This window comes from Silanimonas lenta DSM 16282, from assembly GCF_000429065.1.
Lineage (GTDB): Bacteria > Pseudomonadota > Gammaproteobacteria > Xanthomonadales > Xanthomonadaceae > Silanimonas > Silanimonas lenta.
On sequence record NZ_KE386845.1, the window covers coordinates 276,070 to 289,772 of the forward strand.

Consider the following 13,703-nt stretch of genomic DNA (forward strand, 5'->3'; position numbering starts at 1 on the left):
TCTGGGTTCCTTATGGATCGTGGGCCTTAGCCCATCATCACGCCCTGGGTGAGACCGGCCGGCGGCCAGTTCTCGAGCTTCATACCGAGCGAAAGGCCGCGCTGGGCCAGCACTTCCTTGATCTCGGTGAGCGACTTCTTGCCCAGGTTCGGCGTCTTGAGCAGCTCCACTTCCGTGCGCTGGATCAGATCGCCGATGTAGTAGATGTTCTCGGCCTTGAGGCAGTTGGCCGAACGCACCGTCAGCTCGAGATCGTCGATCGGGCGCAGCAGAGTCGGATCGACACCGCCGGCCGCGCTCTTGCTCGAGGCCGGGCCACGGACGACGAAGTCACCGAACACCGAGAGCTGGTCGGTGAGGATGCTGGCCGCAGTGCGGATCGCCTCCTCGGCATCGATCGTGCCGTTGGTCTCGATGTCGAGCACCAGCTTGTCGAGGTCGGTGCGCTGCTCGACGCGGGCCGCCTCCACGGCGTAGGCCACGCGGCGGACCGGGGCGAAGCTGGCGTCCAGCATCAGCCGGCCGATGGCGCGCGCCTCCTCGTCCGGGCGGCGGCGGGCGGCGGCCGGCTGGTAGCCGAAGCCGCGCTCCACCTTGAGCCGCATGTTGAGCGAGGTGTCCTTGGTGAGCGTGCAGATCACGTGGTCGCCGTTGACGATCTCGACGTTGTGGTCGGCCTTGATGTCAGCGGCGGTGACCACGCCCGGCCCCTGCTTCTGCAGGCTGAGCATGGTCGAATCCACGTTGTGCATGCGGATCGCCACGTCCTTGAGGTTCAGCAGCACCTCGAGCACGTCCTCCTGCAGACCCTCGAGCGTGGTGTACTCGTGCAGCACGCCGTCGATCTCGACTTCGGTGATGGCGCAACCCGGGATCGAGGACAGCAGCACGCGGCGCAGCGCATTGCCGATGGTGTGGCCATAGCCACGCTCCAGGGGCTCGATGACCACGCGCGCACGGGTCGTCGAAAGGCGCTCGATCTGCGGGCCCTTGGGCCGCAGCATCTGGATGGCAGTTACCGTCATGGGCGGCGTTCTCCGGAAGATTACTTCGAGTACAGCTCGACGATCAGCGCTTCGTTGATGTCGGCCGGCAGGTCGGAACGGTCGGGAACCGCCTTGAAGGTGCCGGAGAACTTGTTGGCATCCACCTCGCACCAGGAGGGCACCAGGTCCATCTGCTGGGCCTGGGCCACCGCTTCCTTGACGCGCAGCTGGGCCGCGGCCTTCTCGGTCAGGGTGATCTGGTCGCCGGCACGCACCTGGAAGGACGGCAGGTTCACCGACTTGCCGTTCACCAGCACGCCGCGGTGCGAGACCAGCTGGCGGGCCTGCGGGCGGGTCACGGCGAAGCCCATGCGGTAGACGACGTTGTCGAGGCGCTGCTCGAGCATCTGCAGCAGGTTCTCGCCGGTGTTGCCCTTCCGGTTCGCGGCCTTCTTGTAGTAGTTGCGGAACTGGCGCTCCAGCAGGCCGTAGATGCGCTTGACCTTCTGCTTCTCGCGCAGCTGGGTGGCGTAGTCGGAGAGCTTGCCGCGCTTGGCGTTGGCGCCGTGCACGCCGGGCTTCTGCTCCAGCTTGCACTTGCTGTCCAGCGCACGCGCCGGGGACTTGAGGCCGAGGTCGGCGCCTTCACGGCGCGCGAGCTTGCAGGTAGGACCGATATAACGAGCCATGTGTTCTTCCCCTTGCCCTTAGACGCGACGCTTCTTGGGCGGACGGCAGCCGTTGTGCGGAATCGGCGTGACGTCGATGATGTTGGTCACCTTGTAGCCGACGTTGTTCAGCGCGCGCACCGAGGACTCACGGCCCGGGCCGGGGCCCTTGACGTGGACCTCGAGGGTCTTCAGCCCGTAGTCGAGCGCGGCCTTGCCGGCCTTTTCGGCGGCGACCTGCGCCGCGAACGGCGTCGACTTGCGCGAGCCGCGGAAGCCGGCGCCACCCGAGGTGGCCCAGCTCAGGGTGTTGCCCTGGCGGTCGGTGATGGTGACGATGGTGTTGTTGAAGGACGCCTGGATGTGGGCGATGCCGTCGGTGACGACGCGCTTGACCTTCTTCTTGCCTTTGGTGGCGGCAGCCGGCTTGTTCATCGGGGCTGATCCTTACTTCTTGATGGCCTTGCGCGGGCCCTTGCGGGTCCGGGCGTTGGTGCGGGTGCGCTGGCCGCGCAGCGGCAGGCCGCGGCGGTGACGGACGCCCCGGTAGCAGCCGAGGTCCATCAGGCGCTTGATCGACATGCCCACCTCGCGGCGCAGATCGCCCTCGACGGTGTACTTGCCGACCTCGGCGCGCAGGCGCTCGATCTCCGGCTCCGACAGCTCACGGATCTTGGTCTGCGGGCTCACGCCCGCGGCTTCGCAGATCTGGCGGGAACGGGTACGCCCGATCCCATAGATGCTCTGCAGGCCCACCCAGACATGCTTCTGGACGGGCAGGTTCACACCCGCAATACGCGCCATGACGCGGTCTCCACTGGTTCTTGGCCGCCCAAGGCGGCTCGAAGGAATCGAAAATTGTACACAGGCTCGGGGTTGCAATGAAGCCCACCCCCTGAAGGGGGGGTGAACCCGGCATGGGGAGTGTGCCCATGCTCCGGCGACGAACCGGGGTTGGCGGAAGAGCCCTGAAGGCCCTCTCGCCGCCCGCGCTACTCTGGCGCGGGCCCGCCTCGGTTCATCCGCGCGCCAAGCCGCCGCGCGGACCGCCCTTCAGATTCGCCTTCTTGAGAAGGCTGTCGTACTGGTGCGAATAGAGGTGCGCCTGCACCTGGGCGGTGAAGTCCATCACCACCACCACCACGATCAGCAGCGAGGTGCCGCCGAAGTAGAACGGAACCTGCCAGGCGCCCTTCAGGATCTCCGGCAGCAGGCAGACCGCCACCAGATAGAGCGAGCCGATCAGGGTCAGGCGGGTCAGCACACCGTCGATGTACTCACCGGTGGCGCGGCCGGGGCGAATGCCCGGGATCAGCGCGCCCGACTTCTTCAGGTTGTCGGCGGTTTCCTGGCTGTTGAAGACCAGGGCCGTGTAGAAGAAGGCGAAGCCGATGATCAGCACCGCGAACAGGATCATGTGCAGCGGCTCGTTCGGGGCCAGCGAGGTGGCAAGCTTCTGCAGCATCAGGGTGAACTGGGCCTGCCAGCCGGCGTCGGTGGCCGCGGCGGCGGCCTGGGCCGCCCCCTGGTTGCCGGTCCAGTGGGTGATCGTGGCCGGCAGCATGATCAGGCTGCTGGCGAAGATCGGCGGGATCACGCCGGCCATGTTGAGCTTCAGCGGCAGGTGCGAGCTCTGGTTGTTGTAGCCCTGCCGGCCGCCCTGGCGACGGGCGTAGTTCACCGTGATGCGGCGCTGGCCGCGCTCGACGAACACCACGAAGTACACGGTGGCGAGCACCAGCACGGCGATCACCAGCAGCGCGAACCAGGAAAGCTCGCCGCTACCGACGTTGCGCATGGTGTTGATCACCGCACCGGGCAGGCCGGCGACGATGCCAGCGAAGATGATCAGCGAGATGCCGTTGCCGATGCCGCGCTCGGTGATCTGCTCGCCGAGCCACATCAGGAACATGGTGCCAGCGGTGAGCGAGACGATGGCGGTGAAGACGAAGCCGATGCCGGGGTTGTAGACCACCGGGGCGCCGCCGGCCACCTGGCCCTGCAGGGCGGTGGCGATGCTGCCGGCCTGCACGATCGCAAGCAGCACCGCGCCGTAGCGCGAGTACTGGGTGAGCTTGCGGCGGCCAGCCTCGCCCTCCTTCTTCAGCGCCTTCCACGGCTCGTACACCTGCCCGAGCAGCTGCACGACGATCGACGCCGAGATGTAGGGAATGACGTTCAGCGCGAAGATGCTGAAGCGCGACAGGGCGCCACCGGAGAACATGTTGAACATGTCCACGATGCCGCCCTGCGCCTCGAACAGCGAGAGCATCGCCTCCGGGTTGACGCCGGGCACCGGGATGAAGCTGCCGATGCGGTAGACGATCAGGGCCAGGAGGACGAACAGCAGCCGGTCCCGGAGTTCCGCGAACTTGCCAAGACCGCCCAACATGGATGCCGCGCTGGATGCCAAGGGATTACTCCACCGAACCGCCGGCAGCCTCGATGGCCGCCTTCGCGCCCGCCGTCACCAGCAGGCCCTTGATGGTCAGCTTCTTGGTGATCTCGCCCTTCTTGACGATCTTCACCTTCTTGGCGTCGCCCGAAACCAGCTTGGCGGCACGCAGGGCGAACAGGTCGACCACCTCGGTGTCGAGCAGGCCGAGCTGGTAGAGCAGGACCTCGGCCGACTCGTGGGCCTTGCGCGAGCGGAAGCCGATCTTCGGCAGACGGCGCTGCATGGGCATCTGGCCGCCTTCGAAGCCCGGCTTGATCTTGCCCTTGCCGGTACGGGCGTAGGAGCCCTTGTGGCCGCGGCCGCAGGTCTTGCCGAGGCCGGAGCCGATGCCGCGGCCGACGCGGGTGCGCTCCTTGCGGGCGCCCTCGGCGTGGGTGAGAGTGTTGAGACGCATGGTTTGCTCCTTCAGGCCTCGACGCGCACCAGGTAGTGCAACTGGTTGATGAGGCCACGCACCTGCGGGGAATCCGGCAGTTCGCGGACGTCATTGAGCTTGTTCAGGCCGAGCGCGCGCACCGAGACGCGGTGGCGCTGCTGGCAGCCACGGAGGCCGCGCACCAGGCGGACCTTGACCGTCTTGTTAGCCATGGAGGATCTCCTCGAGCTTCTTGCCACGCTTGGCGGCGATCTTGGCCGGCGAATGCATGGCCGACAGGCCCTTCACGGTGGCGCGGACGAGGTTGATCGGGTTGCGCGAACCGGTGGCCTTGGCCAGCACGTTCTTCACGCCTACCGCTTCCAGCACGGCGCGCATGGCGCCGCCGGCGATCACGCCGGTACCTTCCGAGGCCGGCTGCATGTACACCGAGGCGGCGCCGTGATGGGCCTTGACCGGGTGCCACAGGGTGCCCTCGTTGAGGTCGACGGAGACCATCGCCTTGCGGGCGTACTCCATCGACTTCTGGATGGCCACCGGCACTTCCTTGGCCTTGCCGTAGCCGAAGCCGATCTTGCCGGCGCCGTCGCCGACGACGGTCAGCGCGGTGAAGGTGAACTGACGACCGCCCTTGACCGTCTTGGAGACGCGGTTCACGGCGATCAGCTTCTCGATCATGCCGTCATCGGCGCCTTCGCGGTCGCGGCGATCCCGGCTTTCGTTGCTGCTCATGATGGTTTCTCGGCGTGGATGGGGAAGTTACGGCGCGATGCCGCTTATTGTTGTGTGAGGCGCGGGGTGCACTCCGCGCCTGGTCCACGAGGATGGGCCGCAGCCCTTCCTCAGAACTGCAGGCCGCCTTCGCGGGCGGCGTCGGCCAGGGCCTTGATGCGGCCGTGGTAGCGGTAGCCCGAGCGGTCGAAGGCGACCGTCTCGATGCCGGCGGCCTTGGCCTTGGCGGCGATGGCCTTGCCGACCTTGGCGGCGGCCTCGATGTTCTTGCCGCTCTTCAGGCCGGCCTTGACCTCGGCCTCGAGGGTCGAGGCCGCCGCCAGCACCTTCGAGCCGTCGGCCGTGAAGATCTGGGCATAGAGGTGCTGGCCGGTGCGCAGCACCGACAGGCGCGGCACGCCGAGCGTACGGATGTGGAGGCGCGTCGACTTGGCGCGACGCAGGCGGGCGATCTTCTTTTCCATGGTGCGGTCTCCGAAGCTGAAGCGCCCTTAGGCCTTCTTGGCTTCCTTCATGATGACGTTCTCGCCCGCGTAGCGGACACCCTTGCCCTTGTAGGGCTCCGGCGAACGGTAGGCGCGGATCTTGGCGGCCACCTGGCCCACCAGCTGGGCATCGGCGCCGGCCACCACGATCTCGGTCTGCGAGGGCGTGGTGATGGTGATGCCTTCCGGCGGGGTGAAGGTGACGGGGTGCGAGAACCCGAGCGAAAGGCTCAGGTCCTTGCCCTGCATGGCGGCGCGGTAGCCCACGCCCACCAGCTCCAGCTTGCGCTGGAAGCCCTCCGACACGCCCTTCACCATATTGGCGAGGATCGCGCGGGCGGTACCGGCCATCGGGATGGCCTCGGCGTTGGCGGCCACCATGGTGACGACGCCGTTCTCGTTCTTCAGGTCGACGCCCTGCGGCCTGGCCAGGGTCAGGGTGCCCTTCGGGCCCTTGACGCTGAACTGCTCGGCAGTGGCGGTGATCTCGACGCCCTTCGGCAGGGCGATCGGCTTCTTGGCGACGCGGGACATGGTCAGTTCTCCTGCATCAGGCCACGAGGCACAGGACTTCGCCGCCGACGCCCGCGTTGCGGGCCTCGCGGTCGGTCATGATGCCCTTGGAGGTGGAGACGATGGCGATGCCGAGGCCGCCCAGCACCTTCGGCAGCTCGGCCTTGCCGCGGTACTGGCGCAGGCCGGAACGGGAGAACCGCTCCATGCGCTCGATCACCGGCTTGCCTTCGAAGTACTTGAGGACGATCTCGAGTTCCGGCTTCTTCGCGTCACCGACCTGGCGGACGTCGAGGATGTAGCCCTCGGCCTTCAGGACGTTGGCGATGGCCAGCTTGATCTTGGACGCCGGCACTTTCACCGAGGTCTTGCGGACAGCCAGGGCGTTCTTGATGCGCACCAGCATGTCGGCGATGGGATCAGTCATGCTCATGGGTGGTTCCTTTGAGTAGCACCGATATCCGCTTTCGCGAATGGTCGAATGGAAACCCGGCCGTCACCGGCCGGGTCGGGGAAGCGTGGCAGTATAGCAGGTCTTTACCAGCTTGCCTTGCGCAGGCCCGGCACGTCGCCGCGCATGGTGGCCTCGCGCAGCTTGTTGCGGCCCAGGCCGAACTTGCGGTAGACGCCGCGCGGGCGGCCGGAGATCTCGCAGCGGTTGCGCTGGCGGCACTCCGAGGAGTCGCGGGGCAGCTTGTTCAGCTTGGCGACGGCCTCCATGCGCTCTTCGTAGCTGGCGGTCGTGCTGGAGATGATCTTCTTCAGCTCGGCGCGCTTCGCGGCATAACGCTTGGCAAGCTTGGCGCGCTTGACCTCGCGGTTGACCATGCTGGTCTTGGCCATGATTCGGTCCTTAAGGTCAGTTGCGGAACGGGAAGTTGAAGGCGGCCAGCAGGGCCTTGGCCTCGGCGTCGGTCTTCGCGGTCGTGGTGATCGCGATGTCCATGCCGCGCAGCGCATCGACCTGGTCGAAGTTGATCTCCGGGAAGATGATCTGCTCCTTCACGCCCATGTTGTAGTTGCCGCGGCCGTCGAAGGCGCGGCCCGACACGCCGCGGAAGTCGCGGACGCGCGGCAGGGCCACGTTGATCAGGCGGTCGAGGAACTCGTACATCTTGGCGCGGCGCAGGGTCACCTTGGCGCCGATCGGCCAGCCCTCGCGGATCTTGAAGCTCGCCACCGAGACGCGGGCCTTGGTGGTCACCGGCTTCTGGCCGGTGATGGTGGCCAGGTCGGCCACGGCGTTCTCGAGGATCTTCTTGTTGCCGACCGCCTCGCCCACGCCCATGTTGAGCGTGATCTTGGTGATCTTCGGCACCTGCATCGGGTTCGTGTAGCCGAAGTCCTTCATCAGCTTCGGCACCACGGTTTCCTTGTAGATTTTTTCAAGCCGGGTCATCGGGGCATTCCTCAGGCGTCGACCGCCTCACCGCTCGAGCGGAACACGCGCACTTTGCGTCCATCCTCGAGCACCTTGAAGCCAACGCGGTCGCCCTTGCCCGTCGCCGGGTTGAACAGCATCACGTTGGAGATGTGGATCGGGGCCTCGCGCTCGACGATGCCGCCGGCCTGACCGGCCTGCGGGTTCGCCTTGGTGTGGCGCTTGACCAGGTTGACGTTGGCGACGACGACGCGATCGCCCGCCACGCGGATGATCTCGCCCTGCTTGCCCTTGTCCTTGCCGGTGATGACGACCACCTGGTCGCCCTTGCGAATACGGTTCATGGTTCTCGTCTCCGGCTTACAGCACTTCCGGGGCCAGGGACACGATCTTCATGAACTTCTCGCTGCGGAGTTCACGGGTCACGGGCCCGAAGATGCGGGTACCGATCGGCTCCTCCTTGTTGTTGAGGAGGACGGCGGCGTTGGCGTCGAAGCGGATCAACGAGCCATCGGCACGGCGCACGCCCTTGCGGGTACGCACGACGACGGCGTTGTAGACCTCGCCCTTCTTCACCTTGCCGCGGGGAATCGCTTCCTTCACGGTCACCTTGATGATGTCGCCGATGTGGGCGTAGCGGCGCTTGGAGCCGCCGAGCACCTTGATGCACATCAGCTCCTTGGCGCCCGAGTTGTCGGCGACTTCGAGGTAGCTCTGGGTCTGGATCATGGCTCAGGCTCCTTACTCGGCCGACTTCGAGACGATCTCGACGACGCGCCAGTTCTTGGTCTTCGACAGCGGGCGGCACTCGGCCACGCGCACCACGTCGCCCTCGTTGCAGGCGTTCTGCTCGTCGTGGGCGTGCAGCTTGGTCGAGCGGCGGATGTACTTGCCGTACAGCGGATGCTTGACCTGGCGCTCGACCAGGACCGTCACCGTCTTGTTCATCTTGTTGCTGACGACGCGGCCTTCGACCGTGCGCAGCGGGGTGGCGTTCTCGCTCATGGCCTGTCCCTTAGTTTTTCTGTGCCAGCAGCATGTTGACGCGGGCGATCTCGCGCCGCACGCGGCTGATCTCGTGGGTCTTCGCCAGCTGGTTGGTGCTCTTCTGCATGCGCAGGTTGAACTGCTCCTTGCGGAGCTCCAGCAGGTGGGCCTTCAGCTCTTCGGCCGACTTCTGACGCAGTTCCTGGAGTTCCATCAGCGCACCGTCCGGGTCACGAAAGTGGTCTTGACCGAGAGCTTGGCGGCCGCGAGGCGCATGGCCTCGCGGGCCTGCTCCTCGGAAACGCCTTCCATCTCGTACAGCATGCGGCCGGGCTGGACCTGGGCCACCCAGTACTCGACGTTGCCCTTGCCGGCGCCCATTCGCACTTCGATCGGCTTCTGGGTGATCGGCTTGTCCGGGAACACGCGGATCCAGAGCTTGCCGCCGCGCTTCACATAGCGGCTGATCGTACGGCGGGCCGACTCGATCTGGCGGGCGGTGAGGCGGCCGTGTTCGGTGGCCTTGAGACCGTACTCGCCGAAGCTGACGGCGTTCGCCGACCAGCTCAGGCCCTCGTTACGGCCCTTGAACACCTTGCGGTATTTGGTTCGCTTGGGTTGCAACATGGCTCGTTACCTCACTTGGCCTGACCACGCGACGGACGTTCCGCGCGCTCTTCGGTCTTTTCCTGGCCCACTTGCGAGAAGTCGAAGACCTCGCCCTTGTAGACCCACACCTTGACGCCGATGACGCCATAGGTGGTGCGGGCCTCGGCGAAACCGTAGTCGACGTCGGCACGCAGGGTGTGCAGGGGCACGCGGCCCTCGCGGTACCACTCGGAACGCGCGATCTCGGCGCCGTTCAGGCGGCCGGCGACATTGACCTTGATGCCGAGCGCGCCGAGGCGCATGGCATTGCCCACGGCGCGCTTCATCGCGCGGCGGAACATGATGCGGCGCTCGAGCTGCTGGGCGATCGACTCGGCCACCAGCTGGGCGTCGAGCTCCGGCTTGCGGACCTCGGAGACGTTGATGTGCGCCGGCACGCCCATGATGTCGGAGACCTGCTTGCGCAGCTTCTCGATGTCCTCGCCGCGCTTGCCGATCACCACGCCCGGACGGGCGGTGTGGATGGTGACGCGCGCCGACTTGCTCGGACGCTCGATCAGGATCTTCGAGATGCCGGCCTGGGCCAGCTTCTCGCGCAGCATCTGGCGCACCTTGAGGTCGGCGGCGAGGAAGCCCGCGAACTCCTTCTTGTTCGCGTACCACTTGGAGTTCCAGTCCTTGGCGATGCCAAGACGGATACCGGTCGGATGAACTTTGTGACCCATCGTTCTTGTCCTTCGCCTTACTTGCCGGAGCCCACGACCACGGTGATGTGGCTGGTGCGCTTGAGGATGCGGGTGCCGCGGCCCTTGGCGCGGGCGCCGAAGCGCTTCAGCACCGGACCCTCGTCGACCATGATGGTCGCCACCTTGAGCTCGTCGACGTCGGCGCCAAGGTTGTTTTCGGCGTTCGAGGCAGCCGAGTAGACCACCTTGCGGATGATCCCGGCGGCCTTCTTGTCGCTGAACTTCAGGAGATCGAGGGCGCGGGCGACCGGCAGGCCGCGCACCTGGTCGGCGACCAGGCGGGCCTTCTGCGGCGAGATGCGCGTGGCGCGGAGGATGGCTTTCGCTTCCATGGTCATCTCCCTCACTTGCCCGACTTCTTGTCGCCGCCGTGACCCTTGAAGGTCCGGGTGAGGGCGAACTCGCCGAGCTTGTGCCCGATCATGTTCTCGTTGATCAGGACCGGGATGTGCGCCTTGCCGTTGTGCACGGCGATGGTCAGGCCGATCATCTCGGGCAGGATCATCGAACGGCGCGACCAGGTCTTGATCGGCTTCTTGCTGTTGGCCGCGGCGGCCGCCTCCACCTTCTTGGCGAGGTGGTGGTCGACGAACGGGCCCTTCTTGAGTGAACGTGGCATGGCCTATCAACCCCTACGATCGCGCACGATGAACTTGTCGGTGCGCTTGTTCTTGCGCGTCTTGTAACCCTTCGACGGCTGGCCCCACGGGCTGACCGGGTGCGGGTTACCCTGGCCCGAGCGGCCCTCACCACCACCGTGCGGGTGGTCGACCGGGTTCATGGCGGCGCCGCGGACGGTCGGCTTGATGCCGCGCCAGCGCGAGGCACCGGCCTTGCCCAGCTTCTCGAGGTTGTGCTCGGTGTTGCCCACCTCGCCGATGGTGGCGCGGCAGTCCACCGGCACCTTGCGCATCTCGCCGGAGCGCAGGCGCAGGGTGGCATAGCCATGCTCGCGGCCGATCAGCTGCACGCCGGCACCGGCGGCACGGGCGAGCTGCGCGCCCTTGCCGGGCTTCATCTCGACGCAGTGCACGGTGGCACCGATCGGCATGTTGAGCAGCGGCAGGGCGTTGCCCACCTTGATCGGCGCATCCTTGCCGGAGAGCAGCTGGTCGCCGACCTGCAGGCCCTTCGGGGCGATGATGTAGCGGCGCTCACCGTCGGCATAGCACAGCAGCGCGATGTGCGCGGTGCGGTTCGGATCGTACTCCAGGCGCTCGACGCGGGCGGGGATGCCTTCCTTGTCGCGCTTGAAGTCGATGATGCGGTAGTGCTGCTTGTGGCCACCGCCGATGTGGCGGGTGGTGATGCGGCCATAGTTGTTGCGGCCGCCGGTCTTGCCCTTCTTCTCCACCAGGGCCGCGAACGGAGCGCCCTTGTGCAGCTCAGGGTTGACGACCTTGACCATGGCGCGACGGCCAGGCGAGGTCGGCTTGAAAGTCATGACTGCCATGGGTCTCTATCCTCAGGCCTTGGCGGTGACGTCGATGGTCTGGCCCTCGGCCAGGCGGACATACGCCTTGCGCTTGTCGGAGCGACGGCCCGCGCGGAAGCGGAACGACTTCGACTTGCCCTTGGTGTTGGCAACATTGACCGCCAGCACCTTGACGTTGAACAGGTGCTCGACGGCCGCCTTCACCTCGTCCTTGGTCGCCGTCTTGGCGACCTCGAAGACGTACTGGTTGCTCTCGGCAAGGCGGGCGGTCTTCTCCGACACCTTCGGCGCGCGGAGGACCGAATACAGGCTCTCGTTGATCATGCCAGCCACTCCTCGATCAGCTTCACGGCCTCGGTGGTGATGACCACCGAGTCGGCGCCGACCAGCGACACCGGATCCAGACCCTGCACGTCGCGCACCTCCACGTAGGGGATGTTGCGGGCGGCAAGATAGAGGTTCTCACTGGCCTGCTCGGAGACGATCAGGGTGCGGGCACCCACCTTCATCTCGGCGAGCTTGGCCACGAGGCCCTTGGTCTTCGGCGCGTCGACATCGAAGCCCTCGACCACCATCAGGCGGCCCTGGCGGGCCAGCTCCGACAGGATCACGGCCATGGCGCCGCGGTACATCTTCTTGTTGACCTTCTGGGCGAAGCTGCGCGGCCGGGCGGCAAAGGTGACACCACCGCCGACGAAGATCGGGGCGCGGTAGTCGCCGTGGCGGGCGCCGCCACCCTTCTGCTTCTTGAACTTCTTGGTCGTGCCGGACACGTCCGAGCGCGACAGCTGCGCCTTGGTGCCGGCGCGGCCCGCGTTGCGGTAGGCGACGACGACCTGGTGCACGAGGTCCTGATTGAATTCGCGGCCGAAGACGGCGTCGTTGACCGACAGCGCCTTGCCGTTGATGACGGACAGTTCCATCGTCTACTCCTTAGGCCTTGCTGGCCGGGCGGACGACCACGTCGCCACCGGGCGCACCCGGAACGGCGCCGCGGACGGCGATCAGGCCACGCTCGACGTCGACCTTCATGACCTCGAGGTTCTGGACGCTGAGCACCTCGGCACCCATGTGGCCGGCCATCTTCTTGCCCGGGAACACGCGGCCCGGGGTCTGGCGCTGGCCGATCGAGCCCGGGGCGCGGTGGCTCAGCGAGTTACCGTGGCTGGCATCACCCATGGTGAAGTTCCAGCGCTTGATCGTGCCCTGGAAGCCCTTGCCCTTGGTCACGCCCTGCACGTCGACCTTCTGGCCGACCGAGAAGACGTCGGCCTTGATCTCGCCGCCGACCTGGTAGGCGCCGAGATCCTTGGGCTCGACGCGGAACTCCCACAGGCCACGACCCGGAGCCACCTTGGCCTTGGCGAAGTGGCCGCCTTCCGGCTTGTTCACCAGCGAGGCGCGCTTCTCGCCCGTGGTGACCTGCACGGCGGTGTAACCGTCGGTCTCGACGGTCTTGATCTGGGTGATGCGGTTGGGGGTGGCCTCGATCAGGGTGACCGGGACGGAAACACCGTCCGCGGTGAAGATCCGGCTCATGCCCGCCTTGCGCCCGACGATACCGATGCTGTGCTTCATGGTCGCGTACCTCAGGCCAGCTTGATCTGCACGTCCACGCCGGCGGCGAGTTCGAGCTTCATCAGGGCGTCGACGGTCTTGTCGTTGGGATCGACGATGTCCAGGACGCGCTTGTGGGTGCGGGTCTCGTACTGGTCACGCGCGTCCTTGTCGACGTGCGGGGAGACGAGGACGGTGTAACGCTCGATCTTGGTCGGCAGCGGGATCGGGCCGCGCACTTGCGCGCCGGTCCGCTTGGCCGTCTCGACGATCTCGCTCGCCGAACGATCGATCAGGCGGTGATCGAACGCCTTCAATCGAATACGGATTTTCTGGTCCGCCATGGCCGGTTTCCTAGGTTAAAGAGCGACGGGCCGCGCGCGACTGGCGCGAACCCCAAAAAAACATCGACAGAACCCGGGAAAGGTCCTGCCGAGACGGGGGAGTATAAGGGGGCCGCAAGGCTACCGTCAACAACGGCACCTTAACGAGCCACGCTTCCCTGTCCGGCGAAGACGAAGCGCCTCCCTGCGCCTCATTTCGCTTGGTACCCGCCCGGCCGGGGCCGGGCGGGGTGTCGCGGTTTACTTGACGATCTTGGCGACGACGCCGGCGCCGACCGTGCGGCCGCCCTCGCGGATCGCGAAGCGCAGACCCTCGTCCATCGCCACCGGGGCGATCAGCGTCACCGTCATCTTGATGTTGTCGCCCGGCATCACCATCTCCACGCCCTCCGGAAGCTCGATCGAGCCCGTCACGTCGGTCGTGCG

27 protein-coding genes are annotated in these 13,703 nt (G+C 66.4%); all 27 read right to left on the bottom strand.

All coding sequences use genetic code 11. The features are described 5' to 3' along the window. Window positions 1-26: 26 nt before the first annotated feature. Window positions 27-1,025, bottom strand: coding sequence for a DNA-directed RNA polymerase subunit alpha (locus G408_RS0112220; RefSeq protein WP_028771321.1), 999 nt, complete (start codon window positions 1,023-1,025; stop codon window positions 27-29). A 20-nt stretch (window positions 1,026-1,045) separates the two neighbouring features. Next, complete coding sequence (gene rpsD, locus G408_RS0112225) at window positions 1,046-1,675, bottom strand: 30S ribosomal protein S4 (RefSeq protein WP_028771322.1); 630 nt, start codon at window positions 1,673-1,675, stop codon at window positions 1,046-1,048. Between the two features lie 18 nt (window positions 1,676-1,693). After that, complete coding sequence (rpsK, locus tag G408_RS0112230; RefSeq protein WP_028771323.1) at window positions 1,694-2,089, bottom strand: 30S ribosomal protein S11; 396 nt, start codon at window positions 2,087-2,089, stop codon at window positions 1,694-1,696. A 12-nt stretch (window positions 2,090-2,101) separates the two neighbouring features. Further along, entirely contained in the window at window positions 2,102-2,458 is a 357-nt protein-coding gene (rpsM, locus tag G408_RS0112235; protein WP_028771324.1) for a 30S ribosomal protein S13, read from the bottom strand. A 214-nt stretch (window positions 2,459-2,672) separates the two neighbouring features. Continuing rightward, window positions 2,673-4,046 carry a preprotein translocase subunit SecY gene (gene secY / locus G408_RS0112240; RefSeq protein WP_037413117.1) on the bottom strand — a complete coding sequence of 458 codons (1,374 nt, stop codon included), beginning with the start codon at window positions 4,044-4,046 and terminating at the stop codon, window positions 2,673-2,675. Between the two features lie 25 nt (window positions 4,047-4,071). Then, window positions 4,072-4,506 (bottom strand): 50S ribosomal protein L15, encoded by a 435-nt coding sequence (gene rplO, locus G408_RS0112245; protein ID WP_028771326.1) that lies wholly within the window; start codon window positions 4,504-4,506, stop codon window positions 4,072-4,074. A gap of 11 nt (window positions 4,507-4,517) precedes the next feature. Further along, a complete protein-coding gene (gene rpmD / locus G408_RS0112250; protein ID WP_028771327.1) occupies window positions 4,518-4,700 on the bottom strand; it encodes a 50S ribosomal protein L30 in 183 nt (60 codons plus the stop codon). Continuing rightward, complete coding sequence (gene rpsE / locus G408_RS0112255) at window positions 4,693-5,220, bottom strand: 30S ribosomal protein S5 (RefSeq protein ID WP_028771328.1); 528 nt, start codon at window positions 5,218-5,220, stop codon at window positions 4,693-4,695. Before rpsE ends, rpmD begins: the two co-directional genes overlap by 8 nt. Window positions 5,221-5,330: 110 nt before the next feature. Further along, window positions 5,331-5,684, bottom strand: a complete 354-nt coding sequence (gene rplR, locus G408_RS0112260) for a 50S ribosomal protein L18 (protein ID WP_028771329.1) — start codon at window positions 5,682-5,684, stop codon at window positions 5,331-5,333. Window positions 5,685-5,711: 27 nt separating this feature from the next. Then, window positions 5,712-6,239 carry a 50S ribosomal protein L6 gene (gene rplF, locus G408_RS0112265; RefSeq protein WP_028771330.1) on the bottom strand — a complete coding sequence of 176 codons (528 nt, stop codon included), beginning with the start codon at window positions 6,237-6,239 and terminating at the stop codon, window positions 5,712-5,714. 16 nt (window positions 6,240-6,255) lie between these two features. Further along, the gene (gene rpsH, locus G408_RS0112270) at window positions 6,256-6,651 is read right to left on the bottom strand and encodes a 30S ribosomal protein S8 (RefSeq protein WP_028771331.1); all 396 of its coding nucleotides are present in this window, start codon (window positions 6,649-6,651) and stop codon (window positions 6,256-6,258) included. A 104-nt stretch (window positions 6,652-6,755) separates the two neighbouring features. Continuing rightward, on the bottom strand, window positions 6,756-7,061 hold the full coding sequence (gene rpsN, locus G408_RS0112275) for a 30S ribosomal protein S14 (protein WP_028771332.1): 306 nt from the start codon (window positions 7,059-7,061) through the stop codon (window positions 6,756-6,758). A 16-nt stretch (window positions 7,062-7,077) separates the two neighbouring features. Then, window positions 7,078-7,617: a 50S ribosomal protein L5 gene (rplE, locus tag G408_RS0112280; RefSeq protein WP_028771333.1), complete on the bottom strand. Its 540-nt coding sequence runs from the start codon at window positions 7,615-7,617 to the stop codon at window positions 7,078-7,080. An 11-nt stretch (window positions 7,618-7,628) separates the two neighbouring features. Beyond that, the gene (gene rplX / locus G408_RS0112285; RefSeq protein ID WP_028771334.1) at window positions 7,629-7,943 is read right to left on the bottom strand and encodes a 50S ribosomal protein L24; all 315 of its coding nucleotides are present in this window, start codon (window positions 7,941-7,943) and stop codon (window positions 7,629-7,631) included. A gap of 16 nt (window positions 7,944-7,959) precedes the next feature. Next, window positions 7,960-8,328 (bottom strand): 50S ribosomal protein L14, encoded by a 369-nt coding sequence (rplN, locus tag G408_RS0112290; protein ID WP_028771335.1) that lies wholly within the window; start codon window positions 8,326-8,328, stop codon window positions 7,960-7,962. A gap of 12 nt (window positions 8,329-8,340) precedes the next feature. Beyond that, entirely contained in the window at window positions 8,341-8,604 is a 264-nt protein-coding gene (rpsQ, locus tag G408_RS0112295; RefSeq protein ID WP_028771336.1) for a 30S ribosomal protein S17, read from the bottom strand. A 10-nt stretch (window positions 8,605-8,614) separates the two neighbouring features. Next, complete coding sequence (rpmC, locus tag G408_RS0112300; RefSeq protein WP_028771337.1) at window positions 8,615-8,800, bottom strand: 50S ribosomal protein L29; 186 nt, start codon at window positions 8,798-8,800, stop codon at window positions 8,615-8,617. Continuing rightward, a complete protein-coding gene (gene rplP / locus G408_RS0112305) occupies window positions 8,800-9,213 on the bottom strand; it encodes a 50S ribosomal protein L16 (protein WP_028771338.1) in 414 nt (137 codons plus the stop codon). Before rplP ends, rpmC begins: the two co-directional genes overlap by 1 nt. Window positions 9,214-9,224: 11 nt before the next feature. Next, entirely contained in the window at window positions 9,225-9,920 is a 696-nt protein-coding gene (rpsC, locus tag G408_RS0112310) for a 30S ribosomal protein S3 (RefSeq protein ID WP_028771339.1), read from the bottom strand. Window positions 9,921-9,937: 17 nt separating this feature from the next. Next, window positions 9,938-10,273 carry a 50S ribosomal protein L22 gene (gene rplV / locus G408_RS0112315; RefSeq protein ID WP_028771340.1) on the bottom strand — a complete coding sequence of 112 codons (336 nt, stop codon included), beginning with the start codon at window positions 10,271-10,273 and terminating at the stop codon, window positions 9,938-9,940. An 11-nt stretch (window positions 10,274-10,284) separates the two neighbouring features. After that, window positions 10,285-10,560, bottom strand: coding sequence for a 30S ribosomal protein S19 (gene rpsS, locus G408_RS0112320; RefSeq protein WP_028771341.1), 276 nt, complete (start codon window positions 10,558-10,560; stop codon window positions 10,285-10,287). A 6-nt stretch (window positions 10,561-10,566) separates the two neighbouring features. Further along, a complete protein-coding gene (gene rplB, locus G408_RS0112325) occupies window positions 10,567-11,394 on the bottom strand; it encodes a 50S ribosomal protein L2 (protein WP_028771342.1) in 828 nt (275 codons plus the stop codon). A 12-nt stretch (window positions 11,395-11,406) separates the two neighbouring features. Beyond that, complete coding sequence (gene rplW, locus G408_RS0112330) at window positions 11,407-11,700, bottom strand: 50S ribosomal protein L23 (RefSeq protein WP_028771343.1); 294 nt, start codon at window positions 11,698-11,700, stop codon at window positions 11,407-11,409. Further along, window positions 11,697-12,299 (bottom strand): 50S ribosomal protein L4, encoded by a 603-nt coding sequence (gene rplD, locus G408_RS0112335; protein ID WP_028771344.1) that lies wholly within the window; start codon window positions 12,297-12,299, stop codon window positions 11,697-11,699. Before rplD ends, rplW begins: the two co-directional genes overlap by 4 nt. Window positions 12,300-12,309: 10 nt before the next feature. After that, window positions 12,310-12,954 carry a 50S ribosomal protein L3 gene (gene rplC / locus G408_RS0112340; RefSeq protein ID WP_028771345.1) on the bottom strand — a complete coding sequence of 215 codons (645 nt, stop codon included), beginning with the start codon at window positions 12,952-12,954 and terminating at the stop codon, window positions 12,310-12,312. 11 nt (window positions 12,955-12,965) lie between these two features. Next, on the bottom strand, window positions 12,966-13,277 hold the full coding sequence (gene rpsJ, locus G408_RS0112345; protein WP_028771346.1) for a 30S ribosomal protein S10: 312 nt from the start codon (window positions 13,275-13,277) through the stop codon (window positions 12,966-12,968). Window positions 13,278-13,517: 240 nt separating this feature from the next. Then, a partial coding sequence (locus G408_RS0112350; RefSeq protein ID WP_028771347.1) for an EF-Tu C-terminal domain-related protein occupies window positions 13,518-13,703 on the bottom strand: 186 nt, incomplete at its 5' end.

Coding starts and splice junctions, on each gene's coding strand:
- rplV (WP_028771340.1), bottom strand. CDS start 10,273: ATGGAAGCGAAAGCCATCCTCCGCGCCACGCGCATCTCGCCGCAGAAG.
- rplB (WP_028771342.1), bottom strand. CDS start 11,394: ATGGCAGTCATGACTTTCAAGCCGACCTCGCCTGGCCGTCGCGCCATG.
- rpsD (WP_028771322.1), bottom strand. CDS start 1,675: ATGGCTCGTTATATCGGTCCTACCTGCAAGCTCGCGCGCCGTGAAGGC.
- rplD (WP_028771344.1), bottom strand. CDS start 12,299: ATGGAACTGTCCGTCATCAACGGCAAGGCGCTGTCGGTCAACGACGCC.
- secY (WP_037413117.1), bottom strand. CDS start 4,046: ATGTTGGGCGGTCTTGGCAAGTTCGCGGAACTCCGGGACCGGCTGCTG.
- rplR (WP_028771329.1), bottom strand. CDS start 5,684: ATGGAAAAGAAGATCGCCCGCCTGCGTCGCGCCAAGTCGACGCGCCTC.
- rplE (WP_028771333.1), bottom strand. CDS start 7,617: ATGACCCGGCTTGAAAAAATCTACAAGGAAACCGTGGTGCCGAAGCTG.
- G408_RS0112220 (WP_028771321.1), bottom strand. CDS start 1,025: ATGACGGTAACTGCCATCCAGATGCTGCGGCCCAAGGGCCCGCAGATC.
- rpmD (WP_028771327.1), bottom strand. CDS start 4,700: ATGGCTAACAAGACGGTCAAGGTCCGCCTGGTGCGCGGCCTCCGTGGC.
- rplN (WP_028771335.1), bottom strand. CDS start 8,328: ATGATCCAGACCCAGAGCTACCTCGAAGTCGCCGACAACTCGGGCGCC.
- rpsJ (WP_028771346.1), bottom strand. CDS start 13,277: ATGGCGGACCAGAAAATCCGTATTCGATTGAAGGCGTTCGATCACCGC.
- rplC (WP_028771345.1), bottom strand. CDS start 12,954: ATGAAGCACAGCATCGGTATCGTCGGGCGCAAGGCGGGCATGAGCCGG.
- rplW (WP_028771343.1), bottom strand. CDS start 11,700: ATGATCAACGAGAGCCTGTATTCGGTCCTCCGCGCGCCGAAGGTGTCG.
- rplF (WP_028771330.1), bottom strand. CDS start 6,239: ATGTCCCGCGTCGCCAAGAAGCCGATCGCCCTGCCGAAGGGCGTCGAG.
- rpsK (WP_028771323.1), bottom strand. CDS start 2,089: ATGAACAAGCCGGCTGCCGCCACCAAAGGCAAGAAGAAGGTCAAGCGC.
- rpmC (WP_028771337.1), bottom strand. CDS start 8,800: ATGGAACTCCAGGAACTGCGTCAGAAGTCGGCCGAAGAGCTGAAGGCC.
- rpsC (WP_028771339.1), bottom strand. CDS start 9,920: ATGGGTCACAAAGTTCATCCGACCGGTATCCGTCTTGGCATCGCCAAG.
- rpsE (WP_028771328.1), bottom strand. CDS start 5,220: ATGAGCAGCAACGAAAGCCGGGATCGCCGCGACCGCGAAGGCGCCGAT.
- rpsM (WP_028771324.1), bottom strand. CDS start 2,458: ATGGCGCGTATTGCGGGTGTGAACCTGCCCGTCCAGAAGCATGTCTGG.
- rpsN (WP_028771332.1), bottom strand. CDS start 7,061: ATGGCCAAGACCAGCATGGTCAACCGCGAGGTCAAGCGCGCCAAGCTT.
- rpsH (WP_028771331.1), bottom strand. CDS start 6,651: ATGAGCATGACTGATCCCATCGCCGACATGCTGGTGCGCATCAAGAAC.
- rplO (WP_028771326.1), bottom strand. CDS start 4,506: ATGCGTCTCAACACTCTCACCCACGCCGAGGGCGCCCGCAAGGAGCGC.
- rplP (WP_028771338.1), bottom strand. CDS start 9,213: ATGTTGCAACCCAAGCGAACCAAATACCGCAAGGTGTTCAAGGGCCGT.
- rpsQ (WP_028771336.1), bottom strand. CDS start 8,604: ATGAGCGAGAACGCCACCCCGCTGCGCACGGTCGAAGGCCGCGTCGTC.
- rpsS (WP_028771341.1), bottom strand. CDS start 10,560: ATGCCACGTTCACTCAAGAAGGGCCCGTTCGTCGACCACCACCTCGCC.
- rplX (WP_028771334.1), bottom strand. CDS start 7,943: ATGAACCGTATTCGCAAGGGCGACCAGGTGGTCGTCATCACCGGCAAG.